Below are 17,969 nucleotides of genomic sequence, written 5' to 3' on the forward strand. Positions count from 1 at the left end.
AGGTAATATTTTTGAAAAGCCTGAGGTTAAATCTAGATTGGAAATGATTGATGAACATTAGATTCATTTTTAAAGAAATAAAAGATATATTATTAGTGTTTGAAATTTTTGATTGAACTTATTTTGCGCTTATTGCTTCGTATAAAATATTTAAAGAGATGAATGGAGATTATATGAAGATTTTTATATTTATTCTTATTACAATTACAACATTATGTAGTTGGTTCAAATATAGAAAAGAAATAAAAATAGCTGAAAGTAATGAAGAAATTAGACATGCATTTGTGCGATTCATGCTGATGGTATTTTTATTTTTAATTTTTATAGTTAGTGTCGGTTTCTATTAAAGTTCATCCGACAAACTTAAAATGGTTTATTTTATCTATTTGGCAAATTTAAATAATAAAATGCAAATAAAAAAGCTTCTACTGTAATACGAATTATTTTTTCTAGGCATAGAAAAATCCCCTTAAGTAGAATGTTAATGACAGATTACTGTAGCTCTTTTAACATTTTCTACTTGAAGGGGATAATATCATTCATCCTAAAGGAATGCTTTTTTACTTCTATTTAAACTAAAAACGACGTTAATAGGAGAGAAATTCCGGTCCACTCCACTGTTTAGGTAGTAGAAATGATCAGCAGTTAGAGTTGAACTTTTTTAAAACACACGTTTTGCTGTAATAAAGTGGTCTTTATAATAGTCAACCAATAGTACTCTTGTCATAACACCATCAGAATTTGGAATGATGATACGATGATCACCAGCATAGATAGCTACCATTGAAGGGGTTTTAGAGCCTGTTGTACTATTGAAGAACACCAAATCGCCCTTTTTTAAATTGGCACGTGAAACTGTTGTTCCGACGTTCATTTGTTGTTGTAAATTGGTTGTACCAAGATTAACGCCACTCTTACGATAAATAAACTCTACGTATCCTGGTGCTGTAAAACGTAGATTCTTTTCATTATTCGTTGAGCTAATTGTTACTTTATTTTTATAATTTAAGGCGTTTTCAACAATTTTATCGCCTTTCGTTGCAGGGTTAGCTGACAGTAAGGTAGGTAAGACTCTGCGAGCAGAGACATAATTTTCTGTGTAATATGGCTTGCTATTTAAATCAGAAATAATAATATTTTGTTTAGAATCAGCCATGTGGATCATTTTATTATTTCCGATATACATACCTACGTGATCAGGGTCTGTTCCTGTCTTTTTACTCTTAAAGAATAGTAAATCGCCTTTTTGTAATTGATTTCTCGCTACATATGTTCCTTGTTGAATCATATAATTTTCATTGTAAGTGCCTAGGTCAACACCGTTTTGCTCGAAAATGTACATTAAAAATGAAGCGCATGAAAATTTATAAGGATACGTAGGCTTATATACGGAATTACTGTATGTTGCCTTACCAATTAAGCTTTTACCGGTTTGAATTAATTGATCTGCTTTCGCAGAAACGGCCTGTGCGTTATTTTGGGCATTTGTTGTTGCAGCCTCTACTTCTATTGGATGAACAGTAGGTTGTACCATCCCCACTGTGCTAAAACCGATCGTCAATGCTAATGTTGTAGTTAAAAATCGTTTATTCATGTTGTTAATTCCTCCTGAAGCTTATTTAGGATAAATCCTGTTTTGGCTTGCCATTGGAATTAATCGTAGCATGAAAAAGTAGGGCTTCTTTGAGGTAATTGTTACCACGCCTTTTTGAAATAGGCTTTCAACGCTTGATATAAAAGGCTTCATCGCGAGAGTTTACAGTTTCATTACAAATGTTTCAGTAGGATGTATTATTTGTAGATTGCATGAAATCATAAACTGCTCCAACGATGTTAGAGGACTTCCTAACATCGTTGGAGCAGTACAAAAAGGGCTTTTTAATTTTCCTGAATCATCTCAACTCTATTACCAAATGGGTCTCTAAATTCAAAACGTTCAAAATGAGGAATAGGCACTGAATCGTAAATTTCTACATGATGTTCGACTAATACTTGTTTCCAGTAGTCTATATTTTCAACTTGGTAGGCAATATGAGCCTTCGTCGTTAATCGATCGAAGCCATCCTCGGTTCCTATATGTACCTCTTTATTGCCGACTTGTAACCAAAATCCGCCTCGTCCTTTAAGAGAATCTGGTTTTTCAATCTCATTTAGCCCTAATATCGTACAATAAAAATGTTTGGCCTGATCTTCCTGGCCTTTTGGAATAGTAATTTGAACATGGTGTAAGCCAATAATCATTTTTCTTCCCCCTTAAATGATTGATTCTATACTTAATTCTAGAATGATGTTTTTAAACCCTTCCAAGTCTGGTCTTTTTTGGCTCATCATCAAAAGTTGTGGATGACATTTTTTAAAATATATGCCCTGTATATTAGTTGATTGGAGTGGAGACTTGGCGACTCCTTGGGGGTTAGCGTCACAGATGAGACCCTGGAGCGAGCAGGTAGAGGAACGAAGGCTAAAAGCATCACGTCCTGTGATAACGCCTTCGTGACCAACATCCTTTTGGCCCAAGCGGCTCATCGGACGCCCCCAGGAAGCTTTGCTCTGTGCGAAAGCGTAGTGCTAACGTAGCGGCAGCAACAAAGCGCCTAGTCGGAACGGAAATCAACCTTACGTTATGGTATGAGTCTGTTTTTTGTTTTATAAGAAACTTTCATAAAACCAGTAAGAACAATGAGGGAATAGGCCCATAACAGCCATGAAGCAAAATAGCGATCTACGTCAGCTGGTAAATTCGTGAAAATAGTATCAAAAAATAATAATACGACTGCATCGATGAGCATCCCAGGTAATGCGATGCAAATGGCTGCTTGAAGTTGCTTTGAGTCAGATAACTTTTTCAAAGAATAGACGGGGATAGTTACTATCCAGATAATCGGAATAACTAAAATGTAAGCACTAATCATGAATAAAGGTTCGTCAGGAATAAAAAAGTAATGCCCCATTAATCGGAATACAGCACTTGCTACAAGCCAAATCACAAACCCCCAACATAAAAAGAATGGCATTGTGGTTCCTCCTAACGTTATTTTCCGAGATGATGCAGTGTCTGTAAGATTTTTTCTAATTGTTGATAGAATGTATCTACGTCAAAGTCATCCCGCATCATAACTTGTATAGCTAAACCATCAATAAGGGCATTGAAAAAAATACTCCAAGTTTCCAGCGACACTCCTTCAATTGGTGATGTATCCCATAATTTCTTTAAACCATTACATAAATGTTCATTTTCTGTCGCTAAAATTTGTCCAATTTGCTGTCTAATTGACGGATTCGTAAAGCCAAAGACGATTAAGGTGAAAAATAATTTATGGTAAAAGGCATCATGATCATAACGGCTCTTTGCGGAGATAAGCGCGGATTGAATCATCTGCTGATCGAATGCCAAAATCTCATTCCAAGAATTTTCACAGATGTCTTGGACAATTTCGAGAATTATTTGTTCTTTTTTTTTGAAATGATAATAAATAGTTCCTTGTGTCACACCAGCTTGCTCGGCAACAGCCTTTAAGGTGAATTTTTCAATTCCTTTGTCAACTAAACATTGCTTGGCAGCAGTTAATAAATCTGACTTTTCGATACCAGTAGGTTTTGCCATTTATTTTCCTCCTTAGTATTAGTTAGTTGGATAACTAACTTTAAAATAACAAAAAATTCCTATGTTGACAAGGGGATGTTAGCAACAGACGGATCCATTGAACGGTTTCTGTTATGTCAAAAAAACGTTGATATAACAAGGGGTTAATTTTTATGATTACCTTCAGCAACAACGTAGTAGTAATCAGAGGATTCTAATTAATTTAAGTGGATAAAAATGGCTAATCAACACACGTACTATTAGATTTTATTATAAAAAATTTAGACACAAGAGAAGAGTTAACGGAAAACCTTTTAAGTAAAATCAACTAATAGAATATATAATTAAAGTACTGTATCACTTTAGGTGTGGTTCTTACTTCTTTTGTCGATAGAAAAGTTAACCTTTCTTGATACTACGCCAATATATGCTATAATTCTCCTAAATAAACCCTATCAATCTCTAATATAATAGTAGTAGTATCCATTCTACTTTATTGGAGGTGATAGAATGTGAAAGAAAGGGATGATAAAGATATGTTAGAAGTTCTAAAAGAAGAAAAATTCGATACAAAAGAAAAGATTCCTAAAAGGTATGATCTTGATAGTAAACGAATTAAGGAACTTGTAGCAAGTAAAGAAACTGTAATAGTCAAGAATGGAGTCATGCAAATTAATCCTTCTCATCCTGATTATGACTTTTGGATGGAGGATTGATTGATTTATGAAAGTAAGAGAAATATACAAACTTAACCATCCTTAAGAAGGACATGGTGATAAAGTTCGCCCTGTCCTTGTTTTTGTTTTGACTCAACGCCTCATGAATTCCTCGCATTAAAAATAACTACAAAACCGAGACCTCAAAATCGAGTAGAAATTAGATATTGGCAAGAAGCTAATTTAGATTGTGAGTCATATGTTCAATGTGACCGATATACATCTTTCATTTTAGATGGAGAAGCGGAATTTATTAGGACGCTAGAATAAAGTGATTCCGATAGAGTTGTCTTGAAATTTAATGAATTTTACCCTATCTTAAATATGCAAAAAGATTATGAGGAAAGTTTAAAACGTACATAGCATTTAACTAACTAAGAAAAACTTTAATATACCTAACTCTCTCATTTTATACTGTGATGGGAGGGTTTTATTATTTCTCAAACCAATTAAATATTTCAAAAGAAGAAGGTAAGCGAATTTTGGTACGCTCTTTTTTGTTTGTAAAAAATAGTGAAAAAGTTACAACAAACAAAAAAATCCTTTATCGCTCAATGATATACCATTTTTTCTAAATCAACACGCCTGTAAAATGACTTTAAAAATTGACTTCCATACAGTATGGAATAATAATTAAAACGGGATAATAAGATAGAGGTACAGATCATAAAATCATGACTACATTGATTCGTAATGATGATCAACATAGTATGCCATGTTTTTGTCATAGTAGACATCTTTTTAAAGAGGAGGAGTGTTTCACATGAATCCACAAGTAATTGAGTATTATGAAAGTCTGTTGAAATTTGAAATCATGCAAAAGCAATATACAAACGCTTCTCAAACATTAAGGGAGCTAGTTGAACAGTATGTAGGGCAGGATGCTGTTCATAAAAATGACATATTTACTGCTTATTCGAATGTGATGAAAGAACTAATTGGATAAAGTAACAGTTTAATTCAGTGGGGGTTTTCTTCATCCCCACTGATTATTTATTTGTCTTCACGAAACTCCGTGCAGGTCTCGTCTGTCTCGCTTTCCACGGTCGAGTAGCCCTAAGCTACAATCAGTTAAAATGGGCATATATTCAATAGCCAAAAAAAAATCCTATTATCGCTCATTAATAAACCCTATTTTTCCCCTAATCAACACGCCTGATAATTTATGGTAATTAAATTTTTCTGATACTATAAATAAAATCAGTAGAGTAGGAGCTTTAATACTACTAACGACCTCTTAATATTGAGGTTTTTTATTTTGCCATTCTTTTAATGTCCCAACAGTAGTATAATTTGATTTTTGACACTCTGGAGCGAAGCGGCTCATCAGACGCCCCATGGAAAATACCAAGTCGGAACGAAAATTAATCATACATTAAACCTATCGAAGACATAAAATTTTTACTAGGACTTCATTCTTATTTCACTTTTTCTTTATATAATAATTCTGCACTTATCTTCATTCAGTAAAGACATTTTGAATGAAGCTAATGCCTCCGGCGGATGTCACGGATTTTGAAAGGAATGAATTATGCGGGCACAATTCATTCCTTTCAAAATCCGGACTCATTGTTTATCTGTAGCGACAGCAACAAATGTTTATCAGTGCGAAAGCGAAGCGACAGCTACAAATGTTTTCTGTAGCGAAAGCAAAGCGTCAGCTACAATTACGCCAAGGCGAAATTGTATTTTATAGATTGGAGAACTAGACATGAAAAACCCGCTTTATCAGAGTTTTTGGCGAATGCACTTTTATGCCGCTTTATTTATTACTCCACTACTTATTTCGCTAACACTCAGTGGTATAGGTTATTTATTTTATACCGATGTTGAAGATCATTTATATGATAACTACTTTTTTGGTGAAAGTGGAAAAACCGAAGTACTATCCATTGACGAGGCTGTTAAACTTGCAGAAGAATCATATGCTGGCTTTAAAACAACTAAAATTATAGAGTTAGAAGAGCCATACAATACACGTTTAACGATGAAAAATGCAGATGGTGACGAAAGATATGTGTTCTTAGATGATCATAACCAAATTATTGGTGGTCAAGATGCTGGTTACACCTTTGCAAATATTATGAGAAATCTGCATAGTTCTTTATTTATTGGGGGAACTTTTGTTAATTATTTAGTAGAATTAGCTTCGTGCTGGGCTGTTTTTTTACTGCTTTCAGGTGTATATATGACATTTAAAGCAAAACTACTAAAGAAAACAAAGCAGACAAACAAACGTCAAAAAAGTAGAAAATTTCATGCGCTTATTGGGACAATTATTACGATCCCTATGCTTGTTATTATTTTCACAGGCTTACCATGGTCTGCAGTGATGGGGAACTATATTTACCAAGCTTCACAAGATTATCCTTCTTTCGGCACGCCGTTATTACAGCAGCAGCCTCCTACATCGGATATAAGTGAGATTCCTTGGGCTACTCGACAAGAAATCCCTCCAACGTCAGATTCAGGACATGCAGCACATCATGGTATGGAAGCCAATACGGGCTGTGGTGTTAACCCGTACCAACTAAGCGTAGAAAAGCTACAACATGAAATTGATGCAATGAATATATCAAAACCTTACGCGATTATCTATCCTACTAGTGAAGTCGGTGTCTATACAGTTGCAAAATCAAGTAACACAGGTATAACAGGACTTGATGTTAGTCCGGATGATGAAACAACGATGTATTTTGATCAGTATAGCGGGAAGTTTATTGACAAGGTTGGATATGAGGACTATGGTATTCTTGCCAAATGGTTCACGTGGGGAATTCCTTTACATGAAGGTCACTTGTTTGGCTGGCCAAATAAATTAATAAATTTATTAGTATGTCTAGCATTTTTAGTTGTTATTGCTTGGGGAATTAGAACATGGGTACTACGAAAGAAGAAAGATCATCTTTCTGCACCACCTAAAATCTCTCAAAAGGTATCCATTCCTTTTATCATTTTCATGATAATTTTAGGTATACTGATGCCACTATTCGGACTTTCTTTAATTGCTGTTGTACTGATAGAAATAATAATAAATTTGGTATCTAAGAATAAAAAAGAAGTCAATTAAAATACTAAGCGATACTGTATCCTTTCTAGATGAGGAATGCAGTATCGCTTTTCTTTTTTTAAAGCCAGCCTTTTTCACTGGCAACTTGGGCTGCTTGTTGTCTAGATTCGACATGTAGCTTTTGAATGGAGGTTGATAAATAGTTTCGAATGGTACCTTTTGTTAAAAATAATTTTTTACTAATCTCATTCGTTGTGAGCCCTTCTTTTACAAGCTGAAGAACAGCAATTTCACGGTCATTTAATGGATTTTGTTCCTTCATAAATAAGGTAGCAGCTAAATCTCTGCTGACAACCTTTTCACCATTCATTACTTTTCGGATGGTTTCAATTAAATAATCGATCGGCTCATCCTTTAGTAAATAACCGTGTACCTCACAGTCCATTGCTTTCTGTAAGTAGCCAGGACGTGCAAAGGTTGTGACAATCATCACCTTGCATGGTAAATTTGCTTGCCTTATTTTTTCTGCAAGCTCAAGTCCAGTAAGGTTCGGCATTTCGATGTCCAATACACAAACATCGGGTAGCTCTTGTTGAATAGATTCCCACGCTGTTTGACCGTCTGAAACTTCTGCAATCACTTTGATATCTGGCTCAAACGATAACAAGGAAGTTAAGGCGCCGCGTAACATTTGTTGATCCTCTGCTAGTAATACTCGTATCATGTAGTTGGCTCCTTTCTGTAGTGTTGGATAGGGAGTGTTAACGTCACAATTGTTCCATTCGTCGATACATTTTCAATGGAAGCACTTCCGTGTAGGGCAGTCATTCTTTCTTTCATTGATGTTAGTCCATTTCCGAGCCCTTGGTTATGTAAGCCCACACCATCATCCACGATGTTTAACGTCAAAATGCCATCAATATCATTCATTTCAATTCGACATTTTTTCGCTTGACTATGTTTAATAATATTTGTAGTTGCTTCTCGAAGACATAAAGACAGCATCGTTTCTTCCACACTGGCTAGTAGTAGTTTTGGGCAGTTGTTTTTCATTTTTATGGAAATATTCGCTGTTTGTAAATGCTGTTTACAATGTGTGAGCTCACTTTCTAGAGAAATAAAATTCATATCAGAGACTAATTCTCTTACTTGCTTTAATGCCGTCCGCGTTGTTGCTAAAATATCACTTAATTCATCTTTTACACGCATCGTATCTTTATCGACTAATTTTGATGTTAGTTCTGTTTTTATTTTAATCATTGTCAATGTATGACCAAGCGTATCGTGGAGGTCTCTGGCAATACGTTGTCTTTCTTCTTGCTGAACTAACTGCGTATTGACCTCTGTTAATTCCGATTGTAATTTTTTGGATTTTTCCACATAATAGATTAACATTGGAAATAGTAGCTGAATGATCATTATAGGTATTAAAGCTTCGGTCTCTAATTGGAAAGATGTTTCGGATTCAAACAAAATAACGATTAAAAACATAAGGGCAATTGCCATCATGCCTACTGCAATATGCCACTTCGTTTTAGCTCTTCCAAGTAAATCAGCAAATGTAAATCCAAAAATCAACATAGAAGATCCTTCATAAATACCTAGTATGATAATAAGAGTAAAGCCTATTAAAGAAGCTACAAGTAAACGCCAATCTTTAAACCATAAAGCAATATAGAACGCTACTAAAAATAACAGTAGGATTATTGTTTTAGCCAATAATGGTAATTGAGAATTTGACCCTAATACCATGGTGAATAAAAAAATGAGCGATACTACATCGATAATTAGATAATGCTTTGCTTGATCTCTTGGGTAAATTTTTATATGCTACACCAGCCCTTTTGATTATTTACGTGTAATAGCTTGAATAGTATTTTTACGAATCCATTCTAATGGTCCAAAATGAAAGTGTTTTATGCACAGTTTGGCGATAAAAATTTGTAGCAGGGAAATCGTCATCCAAATGGCAATAATCTCAATGCTATTTAGCTTTCCTCCTAAACCTAAACCCCAGCCGTAGAAAATGATCGATGCCATTATATTTTGAAGGACATAGCAGCTTAAGGACATTTTACCGACGTCTCCAAGCTTCTTCCATAACCAATCTACCTTCTTGTATTCTATCAGTTTACCTAAAATACCAATATAACCAATTGATAGGATTGGTGCAAATAAATAGCGAACTGGAAAATCAAAAGTTCCTCCTGGAATAAAAATAAGAAGATTCAATGGTATCCCCATATAAATCCCAATTAATAAAAGCTTTTTTCGTACCTTGCGACCCTGCTCACTTTGAGAAAAGACACCGTTACGCATAAATTTCACACCAAGTAAAAATAAAAAGATGTTCATTGGAATAATAAAGATTGCTTCCGTTCTATAGTAGAGAAAATTTGCTAAGCGATATTGTATTTGTTCAAACCAAGTACCGTGTTGATAAAGCGAAACAACTGAATCGCTTTCATAAAGTGCATTGGCACCTTGCAATGTACTGTATAAAAGTAAAAGAATCATCATGGCATGAAAGCCGCCGAACACATATAAACAACGATTAATCGCTTTATCACCAATTTTGACGATAAAGGCAACGATGACCCCTGTCACAGCATAGCTCATTAAAATATCGTATTCCATGACTAAGGTAAAGTGGATAAGCCCTTCCGTAAATAAAAATAACAGTGTCCAAATATACATACCTGGCCAAGCATTTCCTTGTCGCATGGATTGCTGATATTTTAATTCCAGACCAACCCCAAACATAATTGTTAACAAACCAAGTAGCTTGCCGTTTACTAAAAATAAAACGAACATTCGTAAAAAGTCATTAAATGACCACCAGCCTGAATAATTACTGGTCATAATAGATGATGGATCCCCAAGGTAAGCAAAAATCCAAATATTTGTACCAAGCGTCCCTAATACAGCAAAACCTCGTAATATATCGATTAATGGTAGTCTTTGATTATTTTGCATGTTTCAAATCACTCTTTCTTTGTTTTCTTACTACAATCATATGGAAAATCAAAGGAAAAAAACATTCACACGAGTCAAAGGTTCTTTATGACAGGTGTCATTTTATGGTGTGCTCGATAAGAAAAAAACCAGCAATTGGCTGCTGGTTTTGTACATTTATTTGTTTAACTATTTGGTACATGAATAAATTCTATAGTCTAAAATCCCTTCATACTTTAAGTTCATATCCATATGTTTATCCATTACCTCATAAAGTTCAGGTTCAATATCCTCCGAGTAATGAAATTCAGGTACCGATGAGATAGATTTGTTTTTTTGAATACGAATATTTTTAAAGCCAGCTTGTTGAAACAAAGCGATCCAATCCTTTTTCATTGAGAAAGAATCAAATCCATAAAACTGTTGGATTTCCTTTTCAACCTTCGCTTCAAGTGGTTGAGTAATAGTAAATTCAATGGCGATAAAACGACCGCCATTCTTTAATACACGAAAGATTTCTTTTAAGGCACTAGGTTTATTGACAAAAGAAAGAACTGATTCGGAAATAATGACATCAAATGTATGATCCGGAAAAGGCATTTGTTCTATAGAACATGGGTATATTTCTACTGGTAGGCGTTTTTTTTTCATTCTCCTTTTTGCTTTTGCAACCATTATGGAATTGCTATCTATACCAGTTACTTTTGATTTATATTTGTCAGCCAAATAGGCAGCGGTTTGACCTGTACCACACCCTACATCTAAAATGTGAGAAGTTTTACTAATGTTCTCAGTCTTGAATATTTCCTTTGTTAGATTAATACCACCAGGATGCGCACCACCAACACCAAATTTGGACAGAAACTCTAGATATTTAGAATTTTGAATAGGAATCCCTTCTTTAATCGTCTTTTTCTATAATATGAAATAAAAAATAGTATGGTTCCTGTAAGAGATCAAATCCGCTTGCCAGTGCGCTATTTTAGGCTCCGAGAGATAGAATAAATTACTAGATTTCGGGGCTTTTTAATGTCATATATAGGATGTTCTTTTCACAAACATCTGTGAAAGTCTAAGTATCGAAAAAATACCAACATATACTATTTAAAAGTTATTTGTTAGGGGGTGAATGAATGCCGTATTTTCCGCCAAATCCTAGAAGGGGACCAATCCAACCAAGATATCGACAAGGCTATGGCCCTTCTCAAGGTAGATTCGTGCAGCCCTTTTATTATCCATATCAACAACCTCAAACCTCTAGAGTAGGAAGATTACCACAGCATCTCAATACGCTTATGGGCCATGCCGGAACCATAACAAACGGAGTAAATATGATCAGGCAAATGGGATATTTTTTAAGTTTATTTAGGTAGTTTTTCTAGATTATAGACGAATAGTAATAAAGAGGCCGGGACAGAACTCGATTATTTTGAAAAATAGAGAAAACAGATAATAACTTTTTCGCTTCAATGAGTAGAGTGTTCCTTCCTAAATCAAAAAAATGTTAGACCGATGCAATCAGTCTAACATTTTTTCTTTTTGTCCCAGCCTCTTCTTTAGATTGAAAGAAGACAGCAACCTAATTTGCTACTAGCGCAAAGGTTTTTGTGTTTATTTTACTTGTATAAGGTGCTTTTCAATAATAGAGCGATTTTTCTCTTTAAATGCCTCGTTATGTGATGAAACGATGCCATGGCGATAGGCAGTAGGCTCTAAAAATGTTTTGATGGAGTTCACGGCATTGGCTGCATCTTGGAAGGTTCCTAGGAGAAGATGAATTTTCCCTTCAAATGCTAAAATATCACCTGCTGCAAAAATTCCAGGCTGTGCGGTTTCTCCTGTAGCTGTGCCTTCGAAATAGTAATCATCTTTTTTAGGAATGGTGATCGCTTGATCAAATTCTAATGATGCTTCGCGGTTATAACCATGACTTACAATGACTTCATCAATTTGACGTGTATAGCTTTGCTTCGTTTTTGAGTTTTCGCACGTTACTAATTGAATAGCCGTTTTGTCAGCATTCGCAGTTAGTTTCGTAATAGTTGTATTGCATTCAATTTGGACACCGGCATCCAAAGCTTCTTGAATTGTGGCTTCGTGGGCAGATAACTTATCTTTGCGATAAACAACAGTAACGTTTTTAGCGATACGATTAAGCTCAACTGCCCAGTCAATCGCCGCATTTCCGCCTCCCGAAATAATAACTTCCTTGTCCACAAAACGTTGATAGGATTGCACGGTATAATGCAAATTGGTCATTTCGTATTTTTCTGCGCCATCCAGAGTAAGCTTTTGAGGGTTGATGATTCCACCACCAACGGCTATAAGAACAGTTTTAGAGTAATGCTGATCACCTTGGGCACTATGAAGTATAAAAATATCGTCTTGACGCTCTATGAAATCGATTTTTGTGTCTGTTAAAATAGTTGGATCAAACGTTTTAGCTTGCGCAATTAATTGTTGTACAAATTGTTCGCCTAACACAGGAGGGTGACCACCAATATCCCAAATTAGCTTTTCTGGATAAAGCAATACTTTACCTCCAAGCTGTTGTTGACTCTCGATTAATTTCGTTTTTAATCCTCGTAAACCACTATAAAAGGCACTATATAGACCAGCAGGCCCACCACCAATAATTGTCACATCATATATATGTTGCATTTTCTCGCCACATCCTTAGAAAAATAATAAAAAAGTATTTGACAAAACTTGATCTGATTACTAGACTAATCTAGTGATAATGATTATCATTGTTAGTTGTGAGTATCATAGCATGGAAAGAAGTAAAAAGAAAGTGAGGTTACATTTTGCGTTTACAAGTTGAATCGATTCGTATTGGCTATGAGAACAAAACGATTGTGCATGATTTGTCGCTGGAAATTCCAGACGGTAAAATTACAACGATAATCGGCTCTAATGGCTGTGGTAAATCTACACTTTTAAAAGCTATTACAAGAATTTTGAAGCATGAGAGTGGACAAGTCATTTTAGACGGTCAAAATATTTCCAAGATGAAAACGAAGGAATTAGCGAAAGAGCTTGCTATATTGCCACAAAGTCCAGAAAGTGCGCATGGTTTAACAGTGGAAGAACTTGTATCTTACGGTCGATTTCCATATCAAAAAGGCTTCGGCAATTTATCACAAAAGGATAAAGACGTGATTGACTGGGCCTTAAAGGTAACTAAAACGGATGACTTTCGGTTAAATACAGTTGATGCCTTATCTGGTGGACAGCGTCAACGAGTGTGGATTGCGATGGCATTAGCACAGGAGACCGCTATCATTTTTTTAGATGAGCCAACAACCTATTTAGATATGGCCCATCAGTTAGAAGTTTTAGAACTACTTTACAAGTTAAACGAAGAAGAAGGACGCACAATTGTCATGGTGCTACATGATTTAAATCAAGCAGCTCGTTTTTCAGATTATATTGTTGCTCTTTCGCAAGGAAAGCTTGTGAAGTTTGGTACGGCAGAGGAAGTGATTGTACCAGAAGTATTAGAAAAAGTGTTTAATATTGATGCAGTCATTGGCAAGGATCCACGAACAGACAAGCCAATGTGCATTACATATAACTTACTAGAAACGGTGTAGAAGGAGAATGAATTAATGAAAAAGTGGTTATTACCAATGTTTATGATGGTTGTACTAGTGCTTGCAGCGTGCGGCAATAAAGAAGAGAAGACAGATGAGGGCTCTAAAGAAGCATCATCAGCAGAAACGATTACGTATCAATCTGAAACAGGTCCCATTGAAGTACCTGCTAACCCTAAACGTGTCGTTGTGTTATCTTCTTTTGTTGGGGATTTATTACAACTTGGAGTAAATGTCGTTGGCGTTGATTCATGGGCTGCGAAAAATCCAAACTTCCAAGATGATATTAAAGATGCAGTGGTTGTTGAGAATACAGATATTGAAAAAATTCTTGAGCTAGAGCCGGATTTAATTATTGGTTTAAGCGGTATTGAAAATGCGGATAAATTAGCAGAAATTGCTCCAACTGTATTATTTACTTACGGAAAAGTTGACTATTTACAACAATTCATTGAAATCGGTAAGGTTGTTAACAAAGAAAAAGAAGCTACTGAGTGGGTTGAGGATTTTAAAACGCGTGCTGCAGAAACAGGTACGAAAATTAAAGAAAAAATTGGTGAAGATGCAACCGTTACTGTTGCAGAAAGCTTTAATAAGCAATTGTATGTTTATGGTGATAACTGGGGTCGTGGAACAGAAATTTTATATCAAGCAATGGGCTTAAATATGCCTGAAAAAGTGAAACAAGATGCTTTGAAGCCAGGTTATTTTGCAATTTCACAAGAAGTTTTAGGTGAATATGCAGGAGACTATGTGATTTTTAGTATGTTCCAGGATCAAGATAATTCATTTACAGATGCTGCGTGGTTTAAAGATTTAGAAGCGGTGAAAAAAGGACAATTATTTGAAGTGAATGCCAACGCATTTTACTTTAATGATCCGATTACTTTAGAGTATCAATTAGATTTCTTTGAAGAGAAGTTTTTACAATAATTTTTAGTAGAGAGTAGCGAAGGCAAATGACAAAGTTTCGACAATTCCCATTTTGGCTTCAGGCGCTGTTTGCACTGATCTTATTAGCAGTGACAGTGACGATCTCGCTTTGTGTTGGCGCGGCTAATACTAGCATTCAAGATGTTTATGAAGCTATTGTCGGACAAAGCGGTGGCAAACATTATACGATTTTACGTGAAATTCGATTTCCACGTATCATTGCGGCTATTTTTGTAGGCAGTGCACTTGCGGTTGCTGGTGCTATTATGCAAGGAGTTACAAGAAATCCATTAGCAGATCCTGGGCTCCTCGGTCTAACAGCGGGTGCCAATGCTGTACTTGCTTTAACAATGGCTTTTATCCCCAATGCCTCTTATATGATGCTTATTTTTGCCTGTTTCGTAGGTGCTGGGATCGGGATGATGATTGTATATGGTATTGGTGCTTCTACAAAGAATGGCTTTTCTCCATTAAAGCTTGTCTTAGCAGGTGCAGCTGTATCTGCTCTTTTACAAGCAATTGCAGATGGTACGGGAATATTATTTCAAATTTCAAAAGATGTATCGATGTGGACGAGTGGTGGTTTAATTGGCACAACATGGCAAGCGCTAATGATTGTTCCTTTTATTATAATAGGCTTAATAGTAGCGTTTATATTTAGTCGTCAGCTAACCATTTTAAGTTTAAACGAAGAAGTTGCTGTAGGGTTAGGACAAAATACAACAGTAATTAAAGGAATTATGATGTTTGTAGTTGTTGTACTGGCAGGCTCTGCAGTTGCCCTTGTTGGGAATCTTGCATTTGTTGGTTTGATGGTGCCGCATATTGTGCGTGCTATTGTTGGAACAGACTATCGATTGGTCTTACCAATGAGTGCTATTATCGGTGGTTGGTTTATGGTAACAGCGGATTTCGCAGGTAGAATGATTAATGCTCCATATGAAACACCGGTAGTTGCAATTATCTCCATTATCGGCCTTCCATTCTTCTTACTTCTTGTTCGGAAGGGAGGTCGTCAGCTTGTTTAATGACGGGCGAAAAAAACAACGTAAATGGTTAATTGTATGGATATTGTTGACAATCGTTATTTTTGTGATGGGCATATGCATGGGAGCTGCTTCGGTTTCTATTGACCGCATCATACCGATCTTGTTGGGAGACGGCAGCTTTAAAGAATCATTCGTATTGTTTTCTGTTCGTTTGCCACGATTGTTTGTATTGGCAGCAGCAGGGATGGCATTAGCATTAGCGGGTGCCGTGTTGCAGGGAGTGACCCGAAATGACTTAGCGGACCCCGGTATTATTGGGATTAATGCTGGGGCGGGTGTTGGGATTACGCTTTTTTATCTCCTTGTAGATGGTAATCTTCCTAACTTTGCATATGTATTACCACTTGTCGGATTTGGTAGTGCTTTATTAACAGCATTGTGTATCTACTTTTTCGCCTATAAGCGCAATATGGGTGTACAGCCAGTCCAACTAATTTTAGTCGGAGTGGGAGTAGCCTCTGCCTTATCTGGATTGATGATGATGTTAATTTCTTCAGCGGAGCGTAGTGATGTGCAATTTATCGCGCAATGGCTCGCGGGCAATGTGTGGGGAACGGATTGGCCGTTTTTCTGGGCGTTATTGCCTTGGCTGGTGCTAGGCATTCCATTTATTTTTTATAAGGCCAATGTGTTAAATGTACTGGCGATGAACGAACAAACGGCAGTTGGTTTAGGCATGAATATTGCTCGCGAGCGCTTGCAATTATTAGTGGTCGCTGTTGCATTAGCTGCGGCTGCTGTTTCAATTACAGGGGGAATTGCCTTTATCGGTCTAATGGCTCCACATATTGCGAAACAGCTTGTCGGACCACGCTTCCAGTTCTTTTTACCGCTTACCTTGTTTATAGGTGCAAGTTTATTAATGCTGGCGGATACGATTGGCCGCGTAGCGATTGCCAGTGCGACAGTGCCAGCTGGTATTGTCGTAGCATGTATCGGTGCTCCTTATTTTTTATATTTATTACGAAAAAACGACTGAATGGCTTTGGCTGTTCGGTTGTTTTTTTATTTTGAAAGGCTTTTTCGGAATATTTATTGAATATGATAAATAAGGAGTGATGGTACATGAAGAAATTATTAATCGTCTTATTATGTTCAATAATTGTATTGTCAGCATGTAATTCAACATTAGCAATTACTAAAGTAAAATCTGTACCAAAGGATTTACAAGAAACTTTAAATGACCTTGGAATGGAAGATTATGCCCTAATGATAAATAATGGTGAAAAGCGCTCGTATATTGTGATAAATACAAAGAAAACTGTTACAGTCAGCGTGAAGAGTAAGGAAGATACGATTGTAATAAACATTGACGAAATTGAAAATCAAAACGACGAAGTTATGAAACAGCATATTTATAAACTAACGAAAGATGCTAATTATGAATATATTTATTTATATAAAAATGGCGAACAGATTCCGTTTAATACAGTTGCGGCTTTTTAGTTAAAAGGAGTGGCGGAAAGAATAGCGACAACGACGGAAAGAAAAGGCAAGGAGACGGATAGAAATAGAGTCGACGGAAACAATGGAGCGATCGACGGAAAGAAGTCTCAGAGCGACGGAAAGAACGCCGGCATCGACGGAAAGAAAAGGCAAGGAGACGGATAGAAATAGAGGCGACGGAAACAATGGAGCGATCGACGGAAAGAAGTCTTAGAGCGACGGAGAGAACGCCAGCACCGACGGAAAGAAAAGGCAAGGAGACGGATAGAAATAGGGTCGAAGGAAACAATGGAGTGATCGCCGGAAAGAAGTCTAAGAGCGACGGAAAGAACGCCGGCCCCGACGGATAAAAACCTCAAGGAGACGGATAGAAATTGAGGCGACGGAAACAATGGAGCGATCGCCGGAAAGAAGTCTCAGAACGACGGAAAGAACCTTGGCCCCGACGGATAAAAATCTCAAGGAGACGGATAGAAATAGAGGCGACGGAAACAATGGAGCGATCGCCGGAAAGAAGTCTCAGAGCGACGGAAAGAACGCCGGCCCCGACGGATAGCGAGCAAAAAGTTACTAGCGAGAGCCGAATTGAGGGGATTTTCCCGTTCTTTCTATCTAAAAAAGTTGTTGAAAGAATTAATTTGTACTATATGTATTTCAAGTTTTTTGGAACCTCTTTTTATA

Annotated in this window: 20 protein-coding genes; 10 read left to right on the forward strand and 10 right to left on the reverse strand. The window is 36.4% G+C overall.

The window, feature by feature from the left end:
* Positions 1-661: 661 nt before the first annotated feature.
* Both AB9L17_RS09115 and AB9L17_RS09120 read right to left on the reverse strand, forming a co-directional pair.
* Entirely contained in the window at positions 662-1,594 is a 933-nt protein-coding gene (locus AB9L17_RS09115) for a C40 family peptidase (RefSeq protein WP_083227074.1), read from the reverse strand.
* 284 nt (positions 1,595-1,878) lie between these two features.
* Entirely contained in the window at positions 1,879-2,241 is a 363-nt protein-coding gene (locus AB9L17_RS09120) for a VOC family protein (protein ID WP_068985649.1), read from the reverse strand.
* A 165-nt stretch (positions 2,242-2,406) separates the two neighbouring features.
* On the opposite strand from AB9L17_RS09120, the gene AB9L17_RS09125 reads away from it, so the two are divergent.
* Positions 2,407-2,577 carry a hypothetical protein gene (locus AB9L17_RS09125; RefSeq protein WP_223554931.1) on the forward strand — a complete coding sequence of 57 codons (171 nt, stop codon included), beginning with the start codon at positions 2,407-2,409 and terminating at the stop codon, positions 2,575-2,577.
* Between the two features lie 44 nt (positions 2,578-2,621).
* Here AB9L17_RS09125 and AB9L17_RS09130 read toward each other — a convergent pair whose 3' ends face one another.
* Together AB9L17_RS09130 and AB9L17_RS09135 are read right to left on the reverse strand one after the other, a co-directional pair.
* The gene (locus AB9L17_RS09130; RefSeq protein ID WP_068985647.1) at positions 2,622-3,014 is read right to left on the reverse strand and encodes a DUF5367 domain-containing protein; all 393 of its coding nucleotides are present in this window, start codon (positions 3,012-3,014) and stop codon (positions 2,622-2,624) included.
* Positions 3,015-3,031: 17 nt separating this feature from the next.
* Positions 3,032-3,604, reverse strand: coding sequence for a TetR/AcrR family transcriptional regulator (locus AB9L17_RS09135; RefSeq protein WP_375200440.1), 573 nt, complete (start codon positions 3,602-3,604; stop codon positions 3,032-3,034).
* Positions 3,605-4,095: 491 nt separating this feature from the next.
* Here AB9L17_RS09135 and AB9L17_RS09140 point away from each other — a divergent pair, with 491 nt between their 5' ends.
* From AB9L17_RS09140 to AB9L17_RS09155, 4 genes are all read left to right on the forward strand, one after another.
* Positions 4,096-4,299, forward strand: a complete 204-nt coding sequence (locus tag AB9L17_RS09140; protein ID WP_068985645.1) for a hypothetical protein — start codon at positions 4,096-4,098, stop codon at positions 4,297-4,299.
* A gap of 763 nt (positions 4,300-5,062) precedes the next feature.
* Positions 5,063-5,245, forward strand: coding sequence for a hypothetical protein (locus tag AB9L17_RS09145; RefSeq protein ID WP_068985644.1), 183 nt, complete (start codon positions 5,063-5,065; stop codon positions 5,243-5,245).
* A gap of 585 nt (positions 5,246-5,830) precedes the next feature.
* Positions 5,831-5,995: a hypothetical protein gene (locus AB9L17_RS09150; protein ID WP_375200441.1), complete on the forward strand. Its 165-nt coding sequence runs from the start codon at positions 5,831-5,833 to the stop codon at positions 5,993-5,995.
* Between the two features lie 15 nt (positions 5,996-6,010).
* Complete coding sequence (locus tag AB9L17_RS09155; protein ID WP_068985643.1) at positions 6,011-7,369, forward strand: PepSY-associated TM helix domain-containing protein; 1,359 nt, start codon at positions 6,011-6,013, stop codon at positions 7,367-7,369.
* A 58-nt stretch (positions 7,370-7,427) separates the two neighbouring features.
* On the opposite strand, the gene AB9L17_RS09160 is transcribed toward AB9L17_RS09155, so the two are convergent.
* The 5 genes from AB9L17_RS09160 to AB9L17_RS09180 all read right to left on the reverse strand — a co-directional run bounded on the left by AB9L17_RS09160 (position 7,428) and on the right by AB9L17_RS09180 (position 12,925).
* Positions 7,428-8,033 carry a response regulator transcription factor gene (locus AB9L17_RS09160; RefSeq protein ID WP_068985642.1) on the reverse strand — a complete coding sequence of 202 codons (606 nt, stop codon included), beginning with the start codon at positions 8,031-8,033 and terminating at the stop codon, positions 7,428-7,430.
* On the reverse strand, positions 8,030-9,028 hold the full coding sequence (locus AB9L17_RS09165) for a sensor histidine kinase (protein ID WP_375200442.1): 999 nt from the start codon (positions 9,026-9,028) through the stop codon (positions 8,030-8,032). Before AB9L17_RS09165 ends, AB9L17_RS09160 begins: the two co-directional genes overlap by 4 nt.
* Before the next feature lie 129 nt (positions 9,029-9,157).
* Entirely contained in the window at positions 9,158-10,285 is a 1,128-nt protein-coding gene (locus tag AB9L17_RS09170) for a DUF418 domain-containing protein (protein WP_068985640.1), read from the reverse strand.
* Between the two features lie 168 nt (positions 10,286-10,453).
* A complete protein-coding gene (locus AB9L17_RS09175) occupies positions 10,454-11,170 on the reverse strand; it encodes a class I SAM-dependent methyltransferase (RefSeq protein WP_175401784.1) in 717 nt (238 codons plus the stop codon).
* 705 nt (positions 11,171-11,875) lie between these two features.
* A complete protein-coding gene (locus tag AB9L17_RS09180; RefSeq protein ID WP_223554922.1) occupies positions 11,876-12,925 on the reverse strand; it encodes an NAD(P)/FAD-dependent oxidoreductase in 1,050 nt (349 codons plus the stop codon).
* Positions 12,926-13,071: 146 nt separating this feature from the next.
* On the opposite strand from AB9L17_RS09180, the gene AB9L17_RS09185 reads away from it, so the two are divergent.
* The 5 genes from AB9L17_RS09185 (at position 13,072) to AB9L17_RS09205 (ending at position 17,288) form a co-directional block, all read left to right on the forward strand.
* Positions 13,072-13,860 carry an ABC transporter ATP-binding protein gene (locus tag AB9L17_RS09185; protein ID WP_263297529.1) on the forward strand — a complete coding sequence of 263 codons (789 nt, stop codon included), beginning with the start codon at positions 13,072-13,074 and terminating at the stop codon, positions 13,858-13,860.
* 15 nt (positions 13,861-13,875) lie between these two features.
* Positions 13,876-14,793 carry an iron-hydroxamate ABC transporter substrate-binding protein gene (locus AB9L17_RS09190; protein ID WP_068985636.1) on the forward strand — a complete coding sequence of 306 codons (918 nt, stop codon included), beginning with the start codon at positions 13,876-13,878 and terminating at the stop codon, positions 14,791-14,793.
* 26 nt (positions 14,794-14,819) lie between these two features.
* Complete coding sequence (locus tag AB9L17_RS09195) at positions 14,820-15,821, forward strand: FecCD family ABC transporter permease (protein WP_375200443.1); 1,002 nt, start codon at positions 14,820-14,822, stop codon at positions 15,819-15,821.
* A complete protein-coding gene (locus AB9L17_RS09200) occupies positions 15,814-16,821 on the forward strand; it encodes a FecCD family ABC transporter permease (protein ID WP_375200444.1) in 1,008 nt (335 codons plus the stop codon). The genes AB9L17_RS09195 and AB9L17_RS09200 overlap by 8 nt, the downstream gene beginning before the upstream one ends.
* Before the next feature lie 86 nt (positions 16,822-16,907).
* Complete coding sequence (locus tag AB9L17_RS09205; RefSeq protein WP_375200445.1) at positions 16,908-17,288, forward strand: hypothetical protein; 381 nt, start codon at positions 16,908-16,910, stop codon at positions 17,286-17,288.
* Here AB9L17_RS09205 and AB9L17_RS09210 read toward each other — a convergent pair.
* Complete coding sequence (locus AB9L17_RS09210) at positions 17,266-17,577, reverse strand: hypothetical protein (protein WP_375200446.1); 312 nt, start codon at positions 17,575-17,577, stop codon at positions 17,266-17,268. The two genes, AB9L17_RS09205 and AB9L17_RS09210, sit on opposite strands and share 23 nt — an antisense overlap.
* Positions 17,578-17,969: the final 392 nt, after the last annotated feature.

The organism is Lysinibacillus sp. RS11, assembly GCF_042019215.1.
Classification (GTDB): domain Bacteria; phylum Bacillota; class Bacilli; order Bacillales_A; family Planococcaceae; genus Lysinibacillus; species Lysinibacillus xylanilyticus_A.

Bases quoted from the DNA above. Each gene is read 5' to 3' on its own strand.
- AB9L17_RS09180 (WP_223554922.1), bottom strand. From the start codon at position 12,925: ATGCAACATATATATGATGTGACAATTATTGGTGGTGGGCCTGCTGGT.
- AB9L17_RS09120 (WP_068985649.1), bottom strand. From the start codon at position 2,241: ATGATTATTGGCTTACACCATGTTCAAATTACTATTCCAAAAGGCCAG.
- AB9L17_RS09145 (WP_068985644.1), top strand. From the start codon at position 5,063: ATGAATCCACAAGTAATTGAGTATTATGAAAGTCTGTTGAAATTTGAA.
- AB9L17_RS09195 (WP_375200443.1), top strand. From the start codon at position 14,820: ATGACAAAGTTTCGACAATTCCCATTTTGGCTTCAGGCGCTGTTTGCA.
- AB9L17_RS09150 (WP_375200441.1), top strand. From the start codon at position 5,831: ATGCGGGCACAATTCATTCCTTTCAAAATCCGGACTCATTGTTTATCT.
- AB9L17_RS09160 (WP_068985642.1), bottom strand. From the start codon at position 8,033: ATGATACGAGTATTACTAGCAGAGGATCAACAAATGTTACGCGGCGCC.
- AB9L17_RS09190 (WP_068985636.1), top strand. From the start codon at position 13,876: ATGAAAAAGTGGTTATTACCAATGTTTATGATGGTTGTACTAGTGCTT.
- AB9L17_RS09115 (WP_083227074.1), bottom strand. From the start codon at position 1,594: ATGAATAAACGATTTTTAACTACAACATTAGCATTGACGATCGGTTTT.
- AB9L17_RS09205 (WP_375200445.1), top strand. From the start codon at position 16,908: ATGAAGAAATTATTAATCGTCTTATTATGTTCAATAATTGTATTGTCA.
- AB9L17_RS09130 (WP_068985647.1), bottom strand. From the start codon at position 3,014: ATGCCATTCTTTTTATGTTGGGGGTTTGTGATTTGGCTTGTAGCAAGT.
- AB9L17_RS09170 (WP_068985640.1), bottom strand. From the start codon at position 10,285: ATGCAAAATAATCAAAGACTACCATTAATCGATATATTACGAGGTTTT.
- AB9L17_RS09135 (WP_375200440.1), bottom strand. From the start codon at position 3,604: ATGGCAAAACCTACTGGTATCGAAAAGTCAGATTTATTAACTGCTGCC.
- AB9L17_RS09155 (WP_068985643.1), top strand. From the start codon at position 6,011: ATGAAAAACCCGCTTTATCAGAGTTTTTGGCGAATGCACTTTTATGCC.